This is a genomic window from Stappia sp. MMSF_3263 (assembly GCF_030733745.1).
In the GTDB taxonomy this organism is placed as follows: Bacteria; Pseudomonadota; Alphaproteobacteria; order Rhizobiales; family Stappiaceae; genus Stappia.
On record NZ_JASHIK010000002.1, the window covers coordinates 95408 to 116113 of the forward strand.

18 protein-coding genes are annotated in these 20706 nt (G+C 64.9%); 12 read left to right on the forward strand and 6 right to left on the reverse strand.

Translation table 11 applies throughout. The features are described 5' to 3' along the window. Position 1 precedes the first annotated feature (1 nt). The 10 genes from RBB46_RS03275 (at position 2) to RBB46_RS03320 (ending at position 12084) form a co-directional block, all read left to right on the forward strand. Complete coding sequence (locus tag RBB46_RS03275; protein ID WP_306027447.1) at positions 2 to 979, forward strand: quinone oxidoreductase; 978 nt, start codon at positions 2 to 4, stop codon at positions 977 to 979. Positions 980 to 1048: 69 nt separating this feature from the next. Further along, a complete protein-coding gene (locus RBB46_RS03280; protein WP_306027448.1) occupies positions 1049 to 1990 on the forward strand; it encodes a LysR family transcriptional regulator in 942 nt (313 codons plus the stop codon). A 129-nt stretch (positions 1991 to 2119) separates the two neighbouring features. Then, entirely contained in the window at positions 2120 to 2482 is a 363-nt protein-coding gene (uraH, locus tag RBB46_RS03285; protein ID WP_306027449.1) for a hydroxyisourate hydrolase, read from the forward strand. A 3-nt stretch (positions 2483 to 2485) separates the two neighbouring features. Further along, complete coding sequence (xdhA, locus tag RBB46_RS03290) at positions 2486 to 3970, forward strand: xanthine dehydrogenase small subunit (protein WP_306027450.1); 1485 nt, start codon at positions 2486 to 2488, stop codon at positions 3968 to 3970. Next, on the forward strand, positions 3960 to 6299 hold the full coding sequence (xdhB, locus tag RBB46_RS03295) for a xanthine dehydrogenase molybdopterin binding subunit (RefSeq protein ID WP_306027452.1): 2340 nt from the start codon (positions 3960 to 3962) through the stop codon (positions 6297 to 6299). Before xdhA ends, xdhB begins: the two co-directional genes overlap by 11 nt. Continuing rightward, a complete protein-coding gene (xdhC, locus tag RBB46_RS03300; RefSeq protein ID WP_306027453.1) occupies positions 6296 to 7321 on the forward strand; it encodes a xanthine dehydrogenase accessory protein XdhC in 1026 nt (341 codons plus the stop codon). Before xdhB ends, xdhC begins: the two co-directional genes overlap by 4 nt. A gap of 19 nt (positions 7322 to 7340) precedes the next feature. Beyond that, the gene (locus tag RBB46_RS03305) at positions 7341 to 8924 is read left to right on the forward strand and encodes an ABC transporter ATP-binding protein (RefSeq protein WP_306027455.1); all 1584 of its coding nucleotides are present in this window, start codon (positions 7341 to 7343) and stop codon (positions 8922 to 8924) included. Beyond that, positions 8914 to 9993, forward strand: a complete 1080-nt coding sequence (locus RBB46_RS03310) for an ABC transporter permease (RefSeq protein WP_306027456.1) — start codon at positions 8914 to 8916, stop codon at positions 9991 to 9993. The genes RBB46_RS03305 and RBB46_RS03310 overlap by 11 nt, the downstream gene beginning before the upstream one ends. Positions 9994 to 9996: 3 nt before the next feature. Then, entirely contained in the window at positions 9997 to 10917 is a 921-nt protein-coding gene (locus RBB46_RS03315) for an ABC transporter permease (protein ID WP_306027457.1), read from the forward strand. 99 nt (positions 10918 to 11016) lie between these two features. Beyond that, on the forward strand, positions 11017 to 12084 hold the full coding sequence (locus RBB46_RS03320; protein WP_306027458.1) for a BMP family ABC transporter substrate-binding protein: 1068 nt from the start codon (positions 11017 to 11019) through the stop codon (positions 12082 to 12084). A 417-nt stretch (positions 12085 to 12501) separates the two neighbouring features. On the opposite strand, the gene RBB46_RS03325 is transcribed toward RBB46_RS03320, so the two are convergent. Both RBB46_RS03325 and RBB46_RS03330 read right to left on the reverse strand, forming a co-directional pair. Continuing rightward, positions 12502 to 13080 (reverse strand): DUF3291 domain-containing protein, encoded by a 579-nt coding sequence (locus RBB46_RS03325; protein WP_306027459.1) that lies wholly within the window; start codon positions 13078 to 13080, stop codon positions 12502 to 12504. A 36-nt stretch (positions 13081 to 13116) separates the two neighbouring features. Continuing rightward, complete coding sequence (locus RBB46_RS03330; protein WP_306027460.1) at positions 13117 to 13488, reverse strand: SH3 domain-containing protein; 372 nt, start codon at positions 13486 to 13488, stop codon at positions 13117 to 13119. A 384-nt stretch (positions 13489 to 13872) separates the two neighbouring features. Between RBB46_RS03330 and RBB46_RS03335 the strand changes: the two genes are divergently transcribed. Further along, positions 13873 to 15816, forward strand: a complete 1944-nt coding sequence (locus RBB46_RS03335) for a diguanylate cyclase (protein ID WP_306027461.1) — start codon at positions 13873 to 13875, stop codon at positions 15814 to 15816. Between the two features lie 184 nt (positions 15817 to 16000). After that, positions 16001 to 16915, forward strand: a complete 915-nt coding sequence (locus RBB46_RS03340; RefSeq protein WP_306027462.1) for a hypothetical protein — start codon at positions 16001 to 16003, stop codon at positions 16913 to 16915. Positions 16916 to 16934: 19 nt separating this feature from the next. Here RBB46_RS03340 and RBB46_RS03345 read toward each other — a convergent pair whose 3' ends face one another. The 4 genes from RBB46_RS03345 to metG are packed head-to-tail and all read right to left on the reverse strand — an operon-like array spanning position 16935 to position 20678. Next, positions 16935 to 17480, reverse strand: coding sequence for a regulatory protein RecX (locus tag RBB46_RS03345; protein WP_306027463.1), 546 nt, complete (start codon positions 17478 to 17480; stop codon positions 16935 to 16937). Further along, entirely contained in the window at positions 17477 to 18301 is an 825-nt protein-coding gene (locus RBB46_RS03350) for an MBL fold metallo-hydrolase (RefSeq protein WP_306027464.1), read from the reverse strand. Before RBB46_RS03350 ends, RBB46_RS03345 begins: the two co-directional genes overlap by 4 nt. Positions 18302 to 18306: 5 nt before the next feature. Beyond that, a complete protein-coding gene (locus RBB46_RS03355) occupies positions 18307 to 19113 on the reverse strand; it encodes a TatD family hydrolase (RefSeq protein WP_306027465.1) in 807 nt (268 codons plus the stop codon). Then, positions 19113 to 20678: a methionine--tRNA ligase gene (gene metG, locus RBB46_RS03360; RefSeq protein WP_306027466.1), complete on the reverse strand. Its 1566-nt coding sequence runs from the start codon at positions 20676 to 20678 to the stop codon at positions 19113 to 19115. Before metG ends, RBB46_RS03355 begins: the two co-directional genes overlap by 1 nt. Positions 20679 to 20706 lie beyond the last annotated feature (28 nt).

Below are 20706 nucleotides of genomic sequence, written 5' to 3' on the forward strand. Positions count from 1 at the left end.
AATGGTTCACGCAATCAGGGTTCACGAGACCGGCGGACCCGAAGTCATGCGCTGGGAGGAGGTCGAGGTCGGTGCGCCGGCCGCGGGCGAGGCGCGTATCCGCCACACGGCCATTGGCCTCAACTTCATCGACACCTACTTCCGCTCCGGCCTCTATCCCGCGCCGGCGGGTACGCCATTCATCCCGGGCAACGAGGGTGCCGGCGTGATCGTGTCCGTCGGCGAGGGTGTCACCCACGTGGCGCCCGGCGACCGCATCGCCTATGTGGGGCCGCTCGGATCCTATGCCGAGGAGCGGCTTGTGCCGGCCGACCGGCTGGTCAGGATCCCGGACGGCGTCGACGACAACACGGCCGCCGGCATGATGCTGAAGGGCATGACCGCACGCTATCTCCTGCGCCGGACGTTCAACGTGACGTCCGACACGACACTGTTGTTCCACGCGGCGGCAGGCGGTGTGGGCCTGATCGCAGGCCAATGGGCGGCAAAGCTCGGCGCCACCGTCATCGGCACGGTCGGGTCCGAAGAGAAGGCGGAACTCGCCCGGGCCAACGGCTACACGCATGTGATCAACTACCGCACCGAGAACTTTGTCGAGCGCGTGCGCGAGATCACCGACGGCAAGCTTTGCGATGTCGTCTATGATTCCGTCGGCAAGGACACCTATCCCGGCTCGCTCGACTGCCTGCGGCCGCTTGGCCTGTGGGTCTCGTTCGGCCAGTCGTCGGGCCCGATCACGGACTTCAACCTTGCCTTGCTCGGCCCCAAGGGATCGCTGTTCGCCACCCGTCCGACACTGTTTTCCTATATCGCCTCGCGCGCGGATCTCGAGCAGACCGCCGGAGACCTTTTCGATGTCGTTCGCTCGGGCGATGTGAAGATCCAGGTGAACCAGGAATACGCACTTTCCGACGCGGTGCGTGCCCACCAGGATCTGCAGGGCCGCAAGACCACCGGCACGACGGTTCTCGTTCCCTGATCCGATCAACAGGGGCGGCGCCTGTCGGGAAGTCCAGACAGCCGCCGCCCGGAAAGCAGACAACAGGCTATGGATCGCGCGCGCCATCTCTACGGTCCGGCGCTTCGTTACTTCGCGGCGGTGGCAGCGGCCGGCTCCATTCGCGCAGCGGCGCGAGAGCTCAACGTTGCCTCGAGCGCGGTCAACCGGCAGATCCTCTGGCTTGAGGAAACGCTCGGGCACGCGCTCTTCGACCGGGTGGCGCGCGGTGTCCGCCTGACTCCGGCCGGCGAGATCCTGCGTGCCCACGTGCTCCGCACCTTGTCGGACTTCGATGCCACCGCCGGCGATCTCGACGCCCTGACCGGCATGCAGCGCGGCGGCGTGCATGTCACCAGCGTCGAAAGCGTGGCGGAAAGCCTGCTGCCTGGCGTCATCGCCGCTTTCCGGCGCAAGTTCCCGGGCATTCACATCACCGTGCGGCTTGCAGGCTCCGAACAGGTGGCGCTGGCGGTGATTGCCGGCGAAACCGATGTCGGCTTCACCTTCGAGCCGCCGGAGGATCCACGCCTCGACATCGCCTTCCACCGCGATCTGGCGATCGGCGCGGTCGTCCGGCCCGGGCACCCTCTGACGGCAACGCGCCGACCGAGCCTGGCCGACTGCCTGGCCTACCCGTTCTGTTTGCCGTCGTCCGGCCTCTCCCTGCGCAAGCGCATCGACATGGTGCTTGCCGACAGACCGCTCGGGCGCGGTGCGTTCGTCGAGGCCAATTCGCTGAAGCTTATGAAAGCTCTTGCAATTGCCGACGATGCCGTTGTCTTCCAGACCATCCTGGGGCTGGAGCGGGAACTCGCCGACGGATCCCTGGTCTTCCTGCCCTTGCGCGATCCGCCGCTGCAGCGGGACCGGTTCACGGTGTTGACGTCGTCGCATCGCGGGCTCAGCCACGCGGCGCGTGCATTCTTCGATCATTCGGTGACCGCATTGCGCGAACGGCTCTCGCATATTGATGCCAAAACGGCATCATAGAGCGCGCGAATCTGTTCTGGTCGCTGTCACAATGCTGTTGCACTCTTTGAAGGCGTGCCCAAAGGGCGGTCATGGTTCAGACTTGGCCGACCCTTGGTGCGCGAAACCGAATAAATACGGAATGGGACGATGGGACGACTGACCACGCATGTTCTCGACACCGCGCTCGGCAAACCTGCCGCGGGGCTTGCCCTGTCGTTGTGGAAGGCCGGGGGAGCGGGCGGGGAGGAGTTCAGTTGCATCGCCCGGGCGGTCACCAATTCCGATGGGCGCGTCGATGCCCCGCTGCTTGATGGCGATGCCTTCGTGACGGGCATTTACGAGCTCAGGTTCGAGGCAGGCGCCTATCTGGCCGCGTCCGGCGCGGCGCTCTCCGACCCGCCGTTCCTTGATGTCATTCCGCTACGGTTCGGAATCGCCGACGCCGCCGCGCATTATCACGTGCCCCTGCTGCTTTCGCCTTTCAGCTATTCCACCTACAGGGGGAGCTAGGCCATGCGCCAGGAACTCCGTTTCCTGCACAGGGGGAAGGTGGTCGAACTCGCCGACGTGCGGCCGACCGAAACTGTTCTCGACTACCTGCGCCTGCGGCGCGGCCTCGTCGGGACCAAGGAAGGTTGCGGGGAGGGCGACTGCGGCGCCTGCACGGTCGCCATCGGCCGGCTGGTCGAGGGCCGGCTCGTCTACCAGCCGGTCAATTCCTGCATCCAGTTTCTCGGCATGCTTGATGGTGCGGAGCTGGTCACGGTCGAGGATCTGGCGCAGGATGGACGCCTGCACCCGGTGCAGCAGGCAATGGTCGACTGCCACGGGTCGCAATGCGGCTTTTGCACACCGGGCTTCATCATGAGCCTTTTCACCCTCTATCACGCACCTGATGCGCCGCCGACGCGCAAGACGGTGACCGACTGGCTCGCCGGCAATCTGTGCCGGTGCACCGGCTACCGTCCGATTGTCGACGCGGCGATGGAGGCCTGTTTCCAGGTGGCGGACGATGCCTTTTCCCGCCGCGCGGAGGAGACGACGGCCGCCCTTGTGGAGATGGCGAGCGACCCGCACGACCTGCGGCTCGGCGACAAGGACCGGTTCTTTGCCGCGCCGGCCTCTCTCGACGCCCTGGCGGCGCTTTGCGAGGCGCATCCGGATGCGACCATTGTTGCAGGTGCGACGGATGTCGGCCTCTGGGTGACGAAGCAGCTTCGCGATCTGCCGCAAGTGATCTGGCTGGGCCGGGTGCGCGATTTCGAGAAGGTCGAGGAGACGCCTGGCGGCGTGCTGCTGGGGGCCGGGGCGACGTTCTCGGACACGCATGCCTTCATGGCGCGGATCGATCCGGATCTCGGCGAGTTGTGGCGGAGAATCGGATCCCGGCAGGTGCGGGCCTCCGGAACGGTCTGCGGCAATATCGCCAACGGTTCGCCGATCGGCGACAGCCCGCCGGCGCTGATTGCGCTCGGTGCGACGCTGGAACTGCGCAAGGGAGCGGCCTCGCGCACGGTGGCACTCGAGGATTTCTTCATCGACTACGGCAAGCAGGATCGGGCGCCCGGGGAGATCGTCACCGGCCTCTATGTGCCGCGCCTCGATCCCAATCATGCTTTTCGCTGCTTCAAGATTTCCAAGCGTTTCGACCAGGACATCACGGCCGTGCTTTGCGCGTTGCGGCTGACGCTTGCCGACGGGACAATCACCGAGGCGCGCCTCGCGTTCGGAGGCATGGCGGCGACGCCCCGGCGGGCGGCAAAGGCGGAACTGGCCCTGATCGGGGCTCGACCGGACCAGCCTGCGAGCTGGGCTGCGGCTTTGAAGGCGCTTGGCGACGACTTCGACCCGATCAGCGACATGCGCGCCAGCGACGCGTATCGTCGCGAGGTGGCACGTGCTTTGCTGGCCAAGTCACTGGTTGAAATCGGTGGAACGCCGGACGAGAGGACACGGGTGACCGGTTTGCGCGGCGGGGAGACAAGCAATGCGGCTTGAGGACGCCACCGGCGAGGAAACAGGCGGGCTGCGGCGCGTGCGCCAGCCGTTGCCGCATGACAGTGCGGCCCGTCATGTGACCGGCGAGGCCGTCTATGTCGACGACATCCGTGAGCCGGCCGGCACGCTGCATGTGGTGCCGGGATGGGCACGTGATGCGACAAGAGGCAGGATCATCTCGCTCGATCTGGATGCGGTGCGCGCCGCACCGGGCGTGGTCGCGGTGCTTACTGGGGCCGATGTGCCGGGCAAGAACGACGTTTCGCCGGCACTCGGCGACGAGCCGATGTTCGTCGAGGAGGAAATCGAGTTCTGGGGGCAACCTGTCTTCGCGGTCGTTGCCACCACCCGCGAGGCTGCCCGTCATGCGGAGCGCAAGGCGCGGTTCGAGATCGAGGCGCTTGCCCCGGTGCTGACCGTCGAGGACGCCGTTTCGGCGGACACGACAGTCCTGCCGGACTACCAGTTCCGCAAGGGGTCTCCGGAGACCGGGCTTGCCACCGCGCGCCAGCGACTGGAAGGCAGCCTGCAGATTGGCGGGCAGGAGCATTTCTATCTGGAAGGCCAGGTCTCCCTGGCGGTGCCGGGCGAGGATGGCGACATGTTCGTGCATACCTCCTCGCAGCATCCGAGCGAGACGCAGCATGTGATCGCCCGTGTCCTGGGGGTTCCGGATGCGGCGGTCACCGTCGAGGTCCGGCGCATGGGCGGCGGCTTCGGCGGCAAGGAGTCCCAGGCCAATCACTGGGCCGGGATCGCTGCCGTCGCGGCGCGGGTGACCGGGCATCCCTGCAAGATGCGCCTCGACCGCGACGACGACATGATCATGACCGGCAAGCGGCACGATTTCCGGGCCGACTGGGTTCTCGGGCATGACGAGAACGGCCTTGTGCGCGCCATAGACATGCGCTTCTTCGCGCGCTGCGGATACTCGGCCGACCTGTCGCTCGGCGTTGTCGACCGGGCGATGTTCCACGCCGATTCCAGCTATTTCTATCCGGATGCGCTGATCCATTCCCGCAGGCTGAAGACCAACACCTGCTCGAACACGGCCTTTCGCGGGTTTGGCGGGCCGCAGGGGATGCTTGCCGCCGAGCTGATGATGGACACGCTTGCGATCCGTCTCGGCATCGATCCGCTCGACATCCGCAAGCGCAACTTCTACCGCGACGGGCGTGACGTCACCCCCTTCGGCATGAAGGTGGAGGAGCATGCCACGCTGCATGCCGTTGTCGACGAACTGGAGGAAAGTTCCGACTATCGGGCCCGGCGAGAGGCGATCGCCGTCTTCAATTCGACGAGCCCGATCCTGAAGAAGGGACTGGCCCTGACCCCGGTGAAGTTCGGCATCTCGTTCACGCTGAAGCATCTCAACCAGGCCGGCGCGCTGGTGCATCTTTACACCGACGGCTCCATTCACCTGAACCATGGCGGCACAGAGATGGGGCAGGGGCTGTTCCAGAAGGTCGCCCAGATCGTTGCCGAGGAATTCGGTGTCTCGCTCGACCGGGTGAAGATCACCGCCACTCATACCGGAAAGGTGCCCAATACCGGCCCGACCGCGGCCTCCTCGGGCACCGACCTCAACGGCATGGCCGCCAAGATCGCCGCGGAAAAAATCCGGGCGCGACTTGTCGCCTTCGCCTGCGAGCGCTTCCAGGTCGAGCCCGACGCGATCTCCTTCCAGGACAATGGCGTGCGCATCGGCGAGGAGACCATCAGCCTCGGCCAGCTGGCGCGCGAGGCCCACATGGCGCGGATACAGCTTTCCGCCACGGGCTTTTATGCCACGCCGGGCATCACCTGGGATCGGCCGAGCGCCTCCGGCCAGCCGTTCTTCTATTTTGCCTATGGCGCGGCCTGTTCCGAAGTCACCATCGACACGATGACCGGCGAGATGCGTGTCGACCGGGTCGACATCCTTCACGATGTCGGACAGTCGCTCAATCCGGCCATCGACATCGGCCAGATCGAGGGCGGTTTCGTCCAAGGCATGGGCTGGCTGACCACTGAAGAGCTTGTCTGGGACGACTCCGGCCGGCTGCGCACCCATGCGCCCTCGACCTACAAGATCCCCACCGCCTCCGACGTGCCGGAGGACTTCCGTGTGAAACTGTTCGGCTCCACCGGCAATCCGTCGCCGACCGTCTACCGCTCGAAGGCGGTGGGCGAACCTCCGGTGATGCTGGCGATTTCCGTGTTCAGCGCCATTCACGACGCGGTGGCAAGCCTCAATCCCGGAGAAGTCCCCGAACTGGATGCCCCGGCGACGCCGGAAGAAATCCTCAAGGCCGTTTCCCATATGAAGCGGAGCCGGGCCCGCGCATGAGAGACCCCTGGAGCGCTGTCGCCGCACTGCTGGAGCGCCACGGCACTTGCGCCATGGTCAGCGTTCTCGCGCTCGAAGGGTCGGGCCCGCGCGAGACGGGCGCGCGCATGGTGGTTGCCCCGGACGGCTCGTTCCACGGCACGATTGGCGGGGGAACGCTGGAGTTCGAGGCCATTGCCCTTGCACGGAAATGCGCCCTGGCGTCCGACGATCGCCTCGTGCTGCACGGTTTCTCGCTCGGCCCCGACCTTGGCCAGTGTTGCGGCGGACGGGTGACACTCGCGGTGGAGAGCTTCAGTACCGTACGCCGGGACGAGGTGGAGCGGCTGGCGGCGACGGCCCTGTCGGGCGGGATCGCGACCCGCGCCCGGATCGCCGCGGACGGGACGGTCGGACCGCGTGAAATCCTGCCGGTTGAAGACGCGTGTGGGCCGGCGCTGGATCTTTCGGGATCGCTGCTGGTCGAGCGTTTCGAGATGCCGGCGACATCGCTGCTGCTGTTCGGGGCGGGCCATGTCGGGCGCGCCCTGGTTCTCGCTCTGGCACCGCTGCCGTTCAAGGTCAGTTGGGTCGACAGCCGGCCGGATGCGTTTCCAGGTCATGCACCGCGCAATGTCGTGTCCATCCATCACACCGATCCGCCCTCGCTTTTGACCGGTGCGAGCGGGCAGGTGAGCGCCCTGGCGACGGATGGCGCCGAGGTGCTGATCATGACCCATGACCACGGGCTCGACCTTGCCATCGCCGACGCGGCCCTGCACCGCGCGGGCATTCGCGGAGTCGGCATGATCGGCAGCCGCACCAAGGCGGCGCGCATGCGCTCCAGGCTACGCTCCGCCGGTCACGGCGAGGAGGCGATGGCGCGCTTCCGCTGCCCGATCGGAGTGTCCGGCATCACGTCGAAGGAACCACCCGCAATCGCCCTTGCCGTGGCAAGCGAACTGATGATCCGGCGCGAGGCGGCCACGACTTTCCACAACAAAGAAGATGGCAGGCTTGCCGGGGGATTGAGGGTCGTATGATAAGGGCTCGGGGGGAGCGATGACAGACAGAATACCGAGCGATCCGCCGGCGCCAGGCCGCGACAGGCAGGGGGAAATCCTGCTGGAGGCCAAGGGGATTTCCAAGCAGTTCGGCGACATCCTCGCCAATGACGACGTGTCCCTGACGATGCGGGCGGGGGAAATCCATGCGCTGCTCGGGGAGAACGGCGCGGGCAAGTCGACCCTGGTCAAGATCCTCTACGGCGCGCTCGAGCCCAATTCCGGCAGCCTGCACTGGCAAGGCAGGGAAGTGTCGATCGAGACGCCGGCGGAGGCGCGTCGCCTCGGCATCGGCATGGTGTTTCAACATTTCTCGCTGTTCGAGGCGCTGACGGTCGCGGAAAACATCGCGCTGGCCATGCCCCGCGCGATATCCATGCGCGATCTTTCCGCGCGCATTCGCGACGTCTCCCGCGATTACGGCCTGACACTCGATCCCGGCGCCGTCGTCGCGGATCTTCCGGTCGGCATCCGCCAGCGCATCGAAATCGTCCGCTGCCTGCTGCAGGAACCGCGCCTGATCATCATGGATGAACCGACCTCGGTGCTGACGCCGCAGGAGGCGGATCAGCTGTTCCTGACCCTGCAACGCCTCACCTCTGAAGGCTGTGCGATCCTCTACATCTCCCACCGGCTTGAGGAAGTGCAGCGCATCTGCCACCACGCCACCGTCATGCGCCACGGCAAGGTGGTGGCCGAGTGCGACCCGGCCGAGGAGACCGCCGGTTCGCTGGCACGGCTCATGGTCGGCACCGCTGTGCATGACCTGAAGCGCGGCGTGCCGACCAGGGAGGGTCCGGCGCGTTTGCAGCTTTCCGGACTGTCGGCCGGACCGGAAGGGCCGTTCTCGGTTCCTCTTGAGGGGATCGACCTGACCGTTCACGGGGGCGAGGTCGTGGCGATCGCCGGCATCGCGGGAAACGGGCAGGGGGAGCTCTTCGACCTGGTATCGGGGGAGCGGCGGGCCGAGAGGGCGGACAGTGTCCAGATCGACGGAAAACCGGTCGGACGCACGGGCATCACGGCCCGGCGGCGGTCGGGGGCAGCCTTCGTTCCCGAGGAGCGGCTTGGCCACGGTGCCGTGCCGGGTCTGAAGCTCTCGGAAAACATCGTGCTGACACGCCACGCAACGGGCGACGAGCTGACGCGCGGCGGCTTCGTCGACGGCCTGCGTGCCGGCCAGATGGAGCAGCGCATCAAAACCAATTACGACGTGCGCATGTCGCATGACGACCCGGAAGCGCGTGCTCTTTCGGGCGGCAACCTGCAGAAATTCGTCATCGGCCGCGAGCTTGACCGCCAGCCGGGCGTGCTTGTCGTCAATCAACCGACCTGGGGGGTCGATGCGGGCGCGGCGGCTCTCATCCGCCAGGAGCTGATAGACCTCAGCCGCCAGGGCGCGGCCGTCCTGGTCATCAGTCAGGATCTTGACGAGATTTTCGAGTTGGCCGACAGGATCGCCGTCATTTCGCGCGGACGACTGTCCCTGCCGGAACCGGCGCACGGCATGACGCGCGAGCGCATCGGCCTGCTCATGGGCGGCATCGACGACAAGACCGGGGGCGCGACACATGCGGCTTGAGCTGGAAAAACGCGCAGAACGATCCAGCCTCATGGCCTTGTTGTCGCCGGTGATCGCGCTCGCGCTGACGCTTGTCACCGGGGGAATCCTGTTCGCCGCCCTGGGGCAGAACCCGGTCATCGCCCTCTATACATTCTTCATCGAGCCGCTGACGGCATCCTGGTCCTTGCAGGAGCTGGTCGTCAAGGCGACCCCGCTGATCCTCATCGGCGTCGGCCTTGCCGTCTGCTACCTGTCGAACAACTGGAATATCGGCGCGGAAGGACAATTCACCTTCGGCGCCATTGTAGGTTGTGTCCTGCCGATCATGTTTCCCGGTTTCGAGAGCGCGCTGACGCTTCCCCTGATGCTTGTCATGGGCGTTGCCGGGGGCATGGCCTGGGCGGCGATCCCGGCCTTTCTCAAGGTGCGGTTCGGCACCAACGAGATCTTGACCAGCCTGATGCTGGTCTATATCGCGCAGCTGCTGCTCGACTGGCTGGTGCGCGGTCCCTGGCGCGATCCGGACGGGTTCAACTTTCCCGAAAGCCGGGTCTTTTCCGAAGCGGCGACCCTGCCGGCCCTGGCCGACGGGCGCATGCATCTCGGGGCCATCTTCGCGATCATCGCGGTGTTGATCATGGCGGTGGTTCTGCTCAAGTCGCTGAAGGGCTTCGAGATCAGGGTGCTGGGGCAGGCCCCGCGCGCGGGCCGCTTCGCCGGCTTCTCGCAGAACCGGATGGTCTGGTTCGCCTTTCTGCTCGCCGGCGGTCTCGCCGGCCTTGCCGGCATCAGCGAAGTCTCGGGGTCCGTGAACCAGCTGACGCCGATCGTCTCGCCGGGCTACGGCTTCACCGCGATCATCGTGGCGTTTCTCGGCCGGCTCAATCCGATCGGGATCTTCTTTTCAGGCTTCCTTCTGGCGCTGTCCTATCTTGGCGGGGAGGCCGCACAGGTCGGGTTGGGCATCTCCGACAAGACCACTCGCGTCTTTCAGGGGATGCTGCTTTTCTACGTGCTCGCCTGCGACACACTGATCCTGTATCGGGTCCGCTTCGGGCGGCCGTCGGCGACGGGCAGGGGGAACTGATCCATGGGAGCCTATGAATCCATTCTGTTGACGGTGATCACCGCGGCCACGCCGCTGTTGCTCGCCGCCATCGGCGAACTGGTCGTGGAGCGCTCGGGCGTCCTCAATCTCGGCGTCGAAGGCATGATGATCGTCGGCGCGGTGATGGGCTTTGCCGGGGCGCAGGCCACCGGTTCGCCCTATGTCGGGGCCCTGTGTGCGCTGCTGGCGGGCATGGGGATGGCGCTGCTCTTCGGCTTCCTGACGTTGCACCTCGTCGCCAACCAGGTGGCGACCGGGCTGGCGCTGACCCTGCTCGGACTGGGCCTGTCGGGCATGATCGGCGAGGCCTTTGTCGGACGGCCGGGAATCAAGCTGCAAGCGCTGTCGATCCCGGGCCTAAGCGACCTTCCGCTCGTCGGGCGGATCGTGTTCGGCCAGGACCTGCTCGTCTATGTGTCGCTGGCGCTCGTTGCGGGCGTGACCTTTGTCCTTTTCCGCACGCGTGCGGGGCTCGTCATCCGTGCCGTCGGCGACAACCACGGTTCCGCCCATGCGCTCGGCGTCTCGGTGCTCAAGGTCCGTTATCTTGCCGTGCTGTTCGGCGGCGCCTGCGCGGGGCTCGCGGGCGGCTATCTCTCGCTTGCCTACACGCCGCAATGGATCGAGGGGATGACCGCCGGGCGCGGCTGGATCGCGCTGGCGCTGGTCGTCTTCGCCACATGGCGTCCGTTGCGGGTTCTGGCCGGCGCCTATCTCTTTGGCGCCGTGGGCATCCTGCAGTTCCATGCACAGGCGCACGGGGTCTCGATTCCCTCGCAGTTCCTGTCCGCCTTGCCCTATGCTGCGACCATCGCCGTGCTTGTCATCATATCGCGAAACCGTATCCTGACCCGGATCAACACGCCGGCCTGCCTTGGCAGGCCTTTCGTGCCGGACCGGTGATGCGTGAAATGCCGGGCAGGGGGGGTGATCCCTCCCGCCCGAAAAGAGCCGTCGGGGGCAACCGACGTCGGCTTCACACAGGGGACGTAGGAGCTTGAAATGAAAAAAGTTCTTGGATTGGCAGCGGTAGCGCTGCTTGGCCTGGGCCTCGTTGGCGCCCAGGCCGCGGACAAGCTGAAGATCGGCTTCATCTATGTCGGCCCGATCGGCGACCATGGCTGGTCCTACCAGCACAACCAGGGCCGGATCGCGATCGAGGAAGAGTTCGGCGATCAGGTCGAGACCGTCTATATCGAGAATGTCTCGGAAGGTCCGGATGCCGAGCGTGCCATCGAGCGCCTGGCCCGCGACGGCGCCGGGCTCATCTTCACCACCTCGTTCGGCTTCATGAACCCGACCGTCAAGGTCGCCAAGAAGTTCCCGGACGTGAAGTTCGAGCATGCCACCGGCTACAAGCGCGCCGATAACCTGTCGACCTATTCGGCCCGCTTCTACGAAGGGCGCTACATCATCGGCCAGATCGCCGCGAAGATGTCGAAGTCCGGAACCGCCGGCTACATCGCCTCCTTCCCGATCCCCGAAGTGGTGCGTGGCATCAACTCCTTCATGCTTGGCGCGCAGTCGGTCAATCCGGACTTCAAGGTCAAGGTCGTGTGGGTGAACACCTGGTATGACCCGGGCAAGGAAGCGGACGCCGCCAAGGCGCTGCTCGACCAGGGCGCCGACGTGATCGCCCAGCACACGGACAGCCCGGCGCCGCTGCAGGTTGCCGAGGAGCGTGGCGCGATCGGTTTCGGCCAGGCCTCCGACATGATCAACTTCGCGCCCAAGGCGCAGCTCACGGCAATCGTCGATGACTGGAGTGTCTACTACAAGGGCCGCGTCAAGGCGGTTCTCGATGGCACCTGGAAGAGCGAAGACGTGTGGGGCGGCCTTGCCGCCGAAATGGTGCTGATGGCGCCGTACACCAACCTGCCGGAAGACGTTGCCAAGGCCGCTGCGGAAACGCAGGAGAAGATCCGCTCGGGCGAGTTCCATCCCTTCACCGGTCCTATCTTCAAGCAGGACGGTTCGCAGGCGGTCGGTGAGGGCGAAATCCTCGACGACGGCACGCTTCTGGGCATGAACTGGTACATCAAGGGCATCGACGACAAGCTGCCTCAGTAAGGCGGAGTCAGCCAGATGAGACGCCGGGAGAAGAATCTCCCGGCGTTTTCTTTTTCGGCAAGCGGGGTTGCGGAATTGACGTCTGTACCCAAGATGCATGACCCTCAAGGCGCCGAAGCAGGGAGCCAGCCTCCAGAAGCGTCTCTATTGCGTACAGCGCGTCGCCTTCCTGTTCACCGGCGGCGACATTCCGCATGCACACGCGCATCTCGTTCCGATGGTCGAAGGCACGGACATTACCTCGCGCCGCTATATTCGCGAGGAGACACTCACCTTTGCCGAGATCCCGACGCCGCCGCCCGCAGAACTTGCCAAGGTGGCAAAGGAGATCCGCACAGCGATGGAGGAGGGTGGTCAGTTAAAGAAATTTCATTTCATATTTAAAAACAATATGTTATTCTTTTCCTGTCAGGCTGGTCATGTTTTCCGGGCATTCAGTTTGGCCAGTTTCTTGATCTCGGCAGCACTCGGTTTCACAGGCTGTCCGCCCGGGTCATATGCCACCTTGAAGGTGAAAGCCCGCGGGGTCGGGCCATGCGAGATCAGTTCCTCAAACCGGTCGACCGCTTCGCGCCAGTCCGGTCTGCGGCCGTCTTCAACCCACCACAACACGTACTCGGGAATGTGATCTGCGGGAACGTGCCAGTGCTGACCGTGCCGAAGAACGCCTCCATGAAGACCATGATAGGTGGCCGCCATGAGCGTCTCGAGCGTGGTCCAGAGAGACAGCGTCGAGGGAGCCCAGCCATCGCCATTGGAGTTCGTCCAGCAGGCCGGAAACACCTGTTCGCCCCAGCTTTCGGGCCCGGGTTCTCCATCGTAGCCGGACCGTGAAATGAAACCTTCGGCCTTTTCGAAAGCCGCGAACGTGCCGGGTTCGGCGTCCCTGAAGCCCTTTATCCGATCCGATTGATACGGGGCGACGAACTGATTGAACGTATAGACGGCAAGCCGCTGCCTCCGCATTCGCTTCTTCCCCGCTATCTGCGCTTGCATGGGTTGTCTTGCTGCATTATCCGGCATCATCGCTTTTCACGACTGAAGCTCGACAACGGCATCAGGTATCCAGGCCCGATCGCCCGTTTCCGTCTCGCAGAACAGGAAGCCGCTTTCACCGTGGAGAAGCTGCAGGCGGTCGCCCTTGCGCACTGTCAGTTCAAGGGCGTTGAAATCGCGCATCAGCCGCCAGCCGTTGTCCATCGGCTGGCACCATGCATCCGGCGTCCAGCCCGCGCGTCCGTCGGGACCAATACACCATGTCCATCCCATGATGTCCGTTTCCATGGAGCCGTCTGTCACGGGGCGAACGATATCGTCCGCCTGAGCGCTGATCGGGTTCTCATAGGGCCGGTCATAGTCGGCGACAGCAACCGCGAATGTCGCGGGGGGGAATGTATAGAGCACGGTGTCCTTCGCAGCAGTATGGTTGGGCAACGTCGGCGCGCTTCCTAACAGCTGCGCCCGATATGGCAAGGGCATGGCGCGGCTGTTCACAGCATCTTCTGCCGCGGGCCTGGGTCAACCAGCCAACGCATCAAAAGGGCGAGAAGGAACGCCCCGGGTTCAGATGACCGTCGGAGCATGCAAAAGTCGCATAAGATATATTATGGAATAAAAAATAAAACGCACATGTGAGCCTCGTACGGCGTGTTTGACGTGGCGCCACAAGTCGGTTCGTGGATAGATATTCGTAATGTCATATCCGTACTATTTACAATTCACCCCCGCGCCGTTCGGCAAAACTCCCCCAATCGCATATCTGTTGCCTGAGTTGAGAGGTTGAAGCACGTGCCGCCACAAACTGCAGCCATGCGCCGGGCCAGCCTCAACGTCTATCTGGTGGCGTTGGCCCTGATCTGTGTCATTCCGATGCTGGTGGTGTCCGCCTATGCGACGTGGCGCACGGGCAATGTCTACAAGCAGACCGCCACGGCGCGACTGAGCGATACCGCGCTGACGCTGGCGAGTTCCATTGAATCCGACATCGACAGCCATTTCACGGCGTTGAGCGTCATCGCATCGCTCTGGCCGCTGCAAACGCAGTCCGGAACCTTCAACCTGACGTCGAGCCGTTTCGACGGCATAGGCCTGGACGGTCAGGTCCAGGTGGTCGAGGTTTTCGATGGCGAGGTCGCGGCGACGCTGTCGCCGGCGGTTGCCGAGGTCGCGTTGAGGTCCGCAGAACGGGACGCGCCGATGAAGTCGAATCTTGTCCCAGGCGGCAGCTACACCGAACACCGCATCCATCTTGCCATGCCAGTCGGCAACAAGGGCGAGCCGAATGATCGCATCGTCGTGCTGTCGATTCCTCCCGGTCAGTTGATCCACACGCTGCAGCAGCGCGAGGACGCTCTGACAGGAATACTGGTCGCCGTCACGGACGGGAACGGCCGGATCGTCGCCCGGTCGCGAGATCCCGAGAAGGTCGTCGGCATGACGGCTCCGGACTGGAAAAAGCTGGAAGCGCTCGGTACTGACAGCGGCTGGTTCGAGGCGAGGACGACGGAAGGCCTTTCGACGGTGCTTTCCTTCCAGAAACTCAAGGGACCGGAAGGATGGACGCTTGTCGTCGGGGAACCGCTCGATGTGTTCAACGCGCGTTGGCAGACCCCGTTTGTGGGGTTGCTGCTCGGCTCCGTGCTGGCCCTGTCCTTTGCAACGCTTGCGGTGATCAAGATTGGCGGGTTGATCCGCCGTCCGGTGGAAGCTCTTGCCGCGCACAGCATGGCGGTCGCCAATGGCGACGGCAGTTCCGTACTGGCTCCGATACCCCCCTCCTCGGTTCGCGAGTTCGAGACCCTTCGAACCAGCGTGGAGGCGGCCGAGGCGGCCCGCCGGGAGAATGACCGCCGACTGCGCACCGTCGCAAGTGCCGGTGCGCTTGTGTTCTGGCGCTGGTCTCCGAGCAGCAATATCATGTGGGTCGAGGGCTGGGAGACGCTGACCGGCGTGCCCGACCACGAGGCGCTTGGCATGGCATGGCTCGACCGGGTGCATCCCGATGACCGGGACCGCGTTGTCGAAACGTTCCGCCAGCAGGTCGGCGAGGCGGAGCTTGTCGACATCGAGTTCCGGCTTCTCGTGGCCGGCGAGCGATGGCTCTGGGTGCGCGATCGCGGCGGCCCGGTGATCGATGATGCGGGCGATGTGCTGCAGTGGGCTGGCGTTCTGGAGGATATCGATGCGCGCAAGTGCAACGAGGCCAGGATTGCCTACATGGCCTTGCACGATGCACTGACCGACCTTGGCAATCGCACCCTTTTGCGCGACCGCCTCGATCAGGCGGCGGCACGCGCCGGGCGTGGTGAGATCTCCGCGCTGATGGCAATGGATCTCGACCGTTTCAAGCAGGTCAACGACACGTTCGGACATCCGGTGGGGGACGCCCTGCTGCGCGAAGTTGCCGACCGGCTGCGCAGCAGCACGCGTGATGTCGATCATGTTGCGCGGCTTGGCGGAGACGAGTTCGCCATCCTGCAACATGATGTCGAGGACACGGAAGTGGTCCTGCTTCTGGCCGCGCGTATCATCGCCGCGGTCTCCGCGCCTTACGAGATCGACGGCCACACGATCACCATCGGCGCCAGCATCGGCATGGTGCTGATCGATGCGAAGTCGCCGGGTGTCGACGAGTTCATGCGCCGGGCCGACAAGGCGCTTTATCGCGCCAAGGAGAACGGCCGCGGGCAGGCCGCCTTCTATTCCCACACCGGCAACATTGCCGCCAACTGATGCCATGCCGGCGGCCCCTTCCCCCTCGTTGCGCCGCGTGGACCGGGCGTCTAGGCTCTCCCTGTTGGAATGCGCGCCGGCCTGCATTCGTGACACGAGCATGAGCGGAGGCAACCTGCCGGCCCAGCCAGTTGAACACCTGTGTGTCCGGATCCCGCGCCTTCGCTCCGGGGAGATTGCAATCATGCCTTTTCAGATCTGCCGACGCCGGGTATCCGGCTCGTTTTCCGCCTTTCTGTTGGCCTTGCTGCTGTCGTGGCAGTCCCCCGATCCTGCCTGGGCCACGATGGATACGGTACTTGCGAGCGAACGACAGAGCCTTGCCGACAGCTGCCAGACACTGGAGTTCCTCGACGGGTTCGCCAGGCAGGTCGACGTCAACGGCGATGCCCATCCGGATGTGCTGGTCGACTATGGCCGAATGAAATGCGACGGCTTCCAGTCGGGCTTTTGCGGCTCGGCCGGATGCACCCAGAACCTCTATGTCCAGCGCGAGGGCGGCGCTTATGACAAGGTGGCGGAATTCCTCGCTTATGACCTGCGCTTCGATCGCCCGTCGCAGGCCTCGTTCCTTGCCGTCCTTCACGGCGGCTCCTGCGGACGTTCCGGCGCCGAGACCTGCTATCGGCGTTACCGGCTGGCAGGCAATGATGTACACGGGCTGCACGAGGAGCCACGCGATCGCTGGTTCTTCGCGGCAGATCCGGCGCCCGCGGCGATGTTTGAAGCCGCGAGTGGCGACGGAATGCGGCTCGTGTGCGAGGGCGCATCCGTGCGTATCCATTACGGACCGACATGGATGTGGAACGAGGACGGCTCGGTGAGCGATCACGTGCGGGACCTGGTGAAACCGCAGGGACGCCTCGAGATCGAGATCGAAGTCGACCGCGGACAGGCGACCCGGGTGCCCTTCTCCATCGACGAAGGATCGCGCACGCTGTTGTCGCCGAGCCTGGCGAGCGACCAGCCGTTCTTTGCCCAACTGATGCGGGGTCGGACTGCCGTGTTTCATCTAGGCGGCTCGCTTGAGCACCTGCGCTCGTTCCCGCTGAAAGGGTCGTCGAAGGCGGTCGGCGGATTGCTTGGCAACTGCGGTTAGCGCCATCGCACCAGTGGTGTCAGTCTTCCGGGGAGCTCTCGTCCAGCAGGCGCTCGGCGTCATCCGCCTCCACGACCTTCCGGGCAATGCCGAAGGAAAAGCCTTGGCGGCAGAGCGCGGCAATCTCCTTGCGTTGCCGGTCCGCGTCTGCCTTGCCCTTTCGCCAGGGGCCGAAGCGCCTCTTGCGCGCGGCGATGCAGGCGGCGGCGACATCTCCCCCCTCCTCTTCCGCCATCAGGCGTTCGGCAAGCTCGCTCTCCACGCCCTTGGCCTGCAGCACTGCATTGATGCGGCGCGCCGAACGGCCCTTGCGTCGCTCCGAAGCGATGCGGGCCTCCGCGTAGAGGCGGTCGTCAACCAGGCCCGACCTGACGCAGCGTTCCACGGTGCTGGCGATCATGCCGGTGAAATCTGCCGGATCGAGTTCGAGTTCGTGGGCCACGCGCATGACCTTGCGCTCCAGCACCCGGCGCAGGTTCTCGCGGCTCGATCCATATCTGTCGAGATAGTGCAGCGCCGACTTCATCAGGCGCTCTTCCGTCGGCGGTCGCGCCGGTCGTTTCATGCCCCGTCGTCGAGATCGACGGAAAAGCGCATTCCGTCAAAGCCTGGCTCGACCCCTGGCGGCAGTTCGGCGCAAAGCGTGGCATAGTCGAGATCGACATGCATGTTGGTCAAAATGGCATGTTGCGGCCTGGCGCGCACAATCCACCCAAGAGCTTCTGACAGCGAGAAATGCGAGGGATGCGGCGTGCGGCGCAGCGCGTCGATCACCCAGATGTCGAGATCGCCGAAGACGCTTTCCACGCTCGCCGGTATCTCCTTGACATCGGGGAGATAGGCAAGCGGTCCAAAGCGGAATCCGAGGGCGGGAATGTCGCCATGCTCGACCTCGATCGGCAGGAACGGGATCGGCCCGCCCGCCCCGTCGATGACACCGGCTTCTCCGGCCACGATCCTCATGTCCTTCAGGATCGGCGGATAGCTCGATCCCTGCGGCGTGGCGAACCCGTAGTAGAAAAGTTCATGCGCGCGGCGCGCGGTCAGCGCGTCCATGTGGACGGGAATGAGCTTGCGGTGGGTGATGGCAAGCGGGCGCAGGTCGTCGATGCCGTGAATGTGGTCGGCATGGGCATGCGTCACGAGCACTGCGTCGAGGTTGGTAACCCCGGCATCGAGCAATTGCTGGCGCAGGTCCGGTCCCGCGTCGACGAGCACCGTCGTCGTCCCGCCCGGGCCGTGCCGCTCGACCAGCAACGCACAGCGCTTACGCCGGTTTTTCGGCTCTTTCGGATCGCAATCGCCCCAGATGTTGCCGACGCGCGGCACGCCGGCGGACGAGCCGCATCCCAGAAGCGTGAAATCGAGTCTTGCTCCCGCAGTCATCGGTGTCAGCCCCCGGCTGCCGGGTTGAAGCGCGCCGGCACGCGGGAGAACAGGCGGAAGAAATTCTCCGTTGTCTGCCGCGCCATCTCGGCCTCGGCAACCCCGCGCGTCTCGGCCAGCACCTTGTTGGTATGGGCGACATAGGCGGGTTCGTTGCGTTTTCCCCGCCAGGGCTGCGGCGCCAGATAAGGCGCGTCGGTCTCCACCAACAGACGGTCGGCGGGAAGCTCGGCGGCAATGGCGCGCAATTCGTCCGAGCGCTTGAAGGTCACGATGCCGGAGAACGAGACATACAGGCCGAGTTCGATGCCGGTCATGGCAAGGTCACGGCCAGACGAGAAACAGTGGAGCAGAGCCGGAAAAGCCCCCTTCTCCGTCTCGTCCCGCAGGATCGCGGCCATGTCATCGTCGGCATCGCGTGAATGGATGACAAGCGGAAGTCCCGTTTCGCGTGCCGCCGCGATATGGCGCCGCAGTCCCTGCGCCTGCGCCTCGCGCGGCGCCTTGTCGTAGAAATAATCGAGCCCGGCCTCGCCGATGGCGACGACCTTTTCATGCTGCGCCAGGCGAACGAGATCAGCCGTCGTGACGCCCGTTTCGGCTTCCTCGCCGGCATTGTGCGGATGAGTGCCGACCGAACAGAAGACGTTGTCATGGCTCTCCGCGAGCGCCCGGATCGCATCGAAGCGTGCTACCCGGGTGCAGATTGTCACCATCAGGCCCACCCCGGCTTCGCCGGCGCGGGCGATGACCGCGTCGCGCTCGGCATCGAAATCCGGGAAGTCGAGATGGCAATGGCTGTCGACAAGCATTACTTCGCCCCGTCGTCGGGATGTTCGGTTTCCACATAACGCGGGAAGACGCCTTCCGGCTTCGGAAGAGCACGGCCCGGGACAAGCCGGCCGTCGCCGCCCAGCGAGGCGAAATCGCGTCCGCCTTCATCCAGTGCCAGCAGGTCGAGCAGCCGTGCCGCACTTCCCGGGATCACTGGTTGGGCCAGGATCGAAACCTGGCGGATCACTTCCGCCGTGACATAGAGCACCGTGCCCATGCGGTCCGGGTCGCTCTTCTTCAGCGCCCAGGGCTCCTGACCGGCGAAATAGCGATTGGCTTCGGCAACGCAGGCCCAGACGACGGAAAGCGCCTGATGGATCGCCTGTCTTTCCATCGCCTCGCGCGCAGCCGGCAGCATGGCGTCGGCCTGGGCCAGGATCGCCTCGTCCTCGGCGGTGAAGGCGCCGGGCTGCGGCAGGCTGCCCTCGCAGTTCTTGGCGATCATCGACAGCGAGCGCTGCGCCAGGTTGCCGAGGTCGTTCGCCAGATCGGCATTGATGCGGTTGACGATTGCGTCGTGGCTGTAGTTGCCGTCCTGGCCGAAGGGCACTTCGCGCAGGAAGAAATAGCGCACCTGGTCGAGGCCGTAATGGTTCACCAGCGCGAAGGGGTCGATGACGTTGCCGACCGACTTCGACATCTTCTCGCCCCTGTTGAACAGGAAGCCGTGCGCATAGACCCTTTTCGGCAGCGCGATCCCGGCCGACATCAGAAAGGCCGGCCAGTAGACCGCGTGGAACCGGACGATGTCCTTGCCGATCACATGCAGGTCGGCCGGCCAGTAGCGCCAGCGCGGGTTGGTCTCGTCGGGAAAGCCGGCCGCGGTGATGTAGTTGGTCAGTGCATCGACCCACACATACATCACGTGGCGCTCGTCGCCGGGCACCTTGACGCCCCAGTCGAAGGTGGTGCGCGAGATGGACAGGTCCTTCAGGCCGCGCTTGACGAAGCTGACGATCTCGTTGCGTCGCTCGTCCGGGCCGATAAAGTCCGGATTGGCCTCGTAGTGGGCGAGCAGCCGCTCCTGATAGTCCGACAGTCGGAAGAAATAGCTCTCCTCCTCGACCCATTCCACCGGCGAGCCCTGCGGCCCGTAGCGCACGCCGTCAGCGCGCAGCTCCGTCTCGCCTTCCTGGTAATAGGCCTCGTCGCGCACAGAGTACCAGCCGGAATAGCTGTCCTTGTAGATGTCGCCCTTGGCCTCCATGCGGCGCCAGATCTCCTGGCTGGCGGCATGATGGCGCGGCTCGCTGGTGCGGATGAAATCGTCGTTGGAACAGCCGAGCGCGCCGGCCATCTCGCGGAAGCGGGTGGCGTTGCGTTCGGCCAGGTCCTGGACCGGAATGCCCTCCGCGCGCGCCGTCTGCAACATCTTCTGCCCGTGCTCGTCGGTGCCAGTCAGGAAGAACACGTCGCGGCCGTCAAGCCGCTGGAAACGCGCGATGGCGTCGGTCGCCAGGGCCTCGTAGGCATGTCCGATATGCGGCGCGCCGTTGGGATAGGAAATGGCGGTCGTGACGAAAAAGGGGGTGCGTTCGGTCATGGCCTGTCAAAGGGTCCGGCGTTCGGGT

Excerpts from the sequence above, each read along its gene's own strand:
- RBB46_RS03275 (WP_306027447.1), top strand. The coding sequence starts at position 2 with ATGGTTCACGCAATCAGGGTTCACGAGACCGGCGGACCCGAAGTCATG.
- RBB46_RS03280 (WP_306027448.1), top strand. The coding sequence starts at position 1,049 with ATGGATCGCGCGCGCCATCTCTACGGTCCGGCGCTTCGTTACTTCGCG.
- uraH (WP_306027449.1), top strand. The coding sequence starts at position 2,120 with ATGGGACGACTGACCACGCATGTTCTCGACACCGCGCTCGGCAAACCT.
- xdhA (WP_306027450.1), top strand. The coding sequence starts at position 2,486 with ATGCGCCAGGAACTCCGTTTCCTGCACAGGGGGAAGGTGGTCGAACTC.
- xdhB (WP_306027452.1), top strand. The coding sequence starts at position 3,960 with ATGCGGCTTGAGGACGCCACCGGCGAGGAAACAGGCGGGCTGCGGCGC.
- xdhC (WP_306027453.1), top strand. The coding sequence starts at position 6,296 with ATGAGAGACCCCTGGAGCGCTGTCGCCGCACTGCTGGAGCGCCACGGC.
- RBB46_RS03305 (WP_306027455.1), top strand. The coding sequence starts at position 7,341 with ATGACAGACAGAATACCGAGCGATCCGCCGGCGCCAGGCCGCGACAGG.
- RBB46_RS03310 (WP_306027456.1), top strand. The coding sequence starts at position 8,914 with ATGCGGCTTGAGCTGGAAAAACGCGCAGAACGATCCAGCCTCATGGCC.
- RBB46_RS03315 (WP_306027457.1), top strand. The coding sequence starts at position 9,997 with ATGGGAGCCTATGAATCCATTCTGTTGACGGTGATCACCGCGGCCACG.
- RBB46_RS03320 (WP_306027458.1), top strand. The coding sequence starts at position 11,017 with ATGAAAAAAGTTCTTGGATTGGCAGCGGTAGCGCTGCTTGGCCTGGGC.
- RBB46_RS03325 (WP_306027459.1), bottom strand. The coding sequence starts at position 13,080 with ATGCAAGCGCAGATAGCGGGGAAGAAGCGAATGCGGAGGCAGCGGCTT.
- RBB46_RS03340 (WP_306027462.1), top strand. The coding sequence starts at position 16,001 with ATGCCTTTTCAGATCTGCCGACGCCGGGTATCCGGCTCGTTTTCCGCC.
- RBB46_RS03345 (WP_306027463.1), bottom strand. The coding sequence starts at position 17,480 with ATGAAACGACCGGCGCGACCGCCGACGGAAGAGCGCCTGATGAAGTCG.
- RBB46_RS03350 (WP_306027464.1), bottom strand. The coding sequence starts at position 18,301 with ATGACTGCGGGAGCAAGACTCGATTTCACGCTTCTGGGATGCGGCTCG.
- RBB46_RS03355 (WP_306027465.1), bottom strand. The coding sequence starts at position 19,113 with ATGCTTGTCGACAGCCATTGCCATCTCGACTTCCCGGATTTCGATGCC.
- metG (WP_306027466.1), bottom strand. The coding sequence starts at position 20,678 with ATGACCGAACGCACCCCCTTTTTCGTCACGACCGCCATTTCCTATCCC.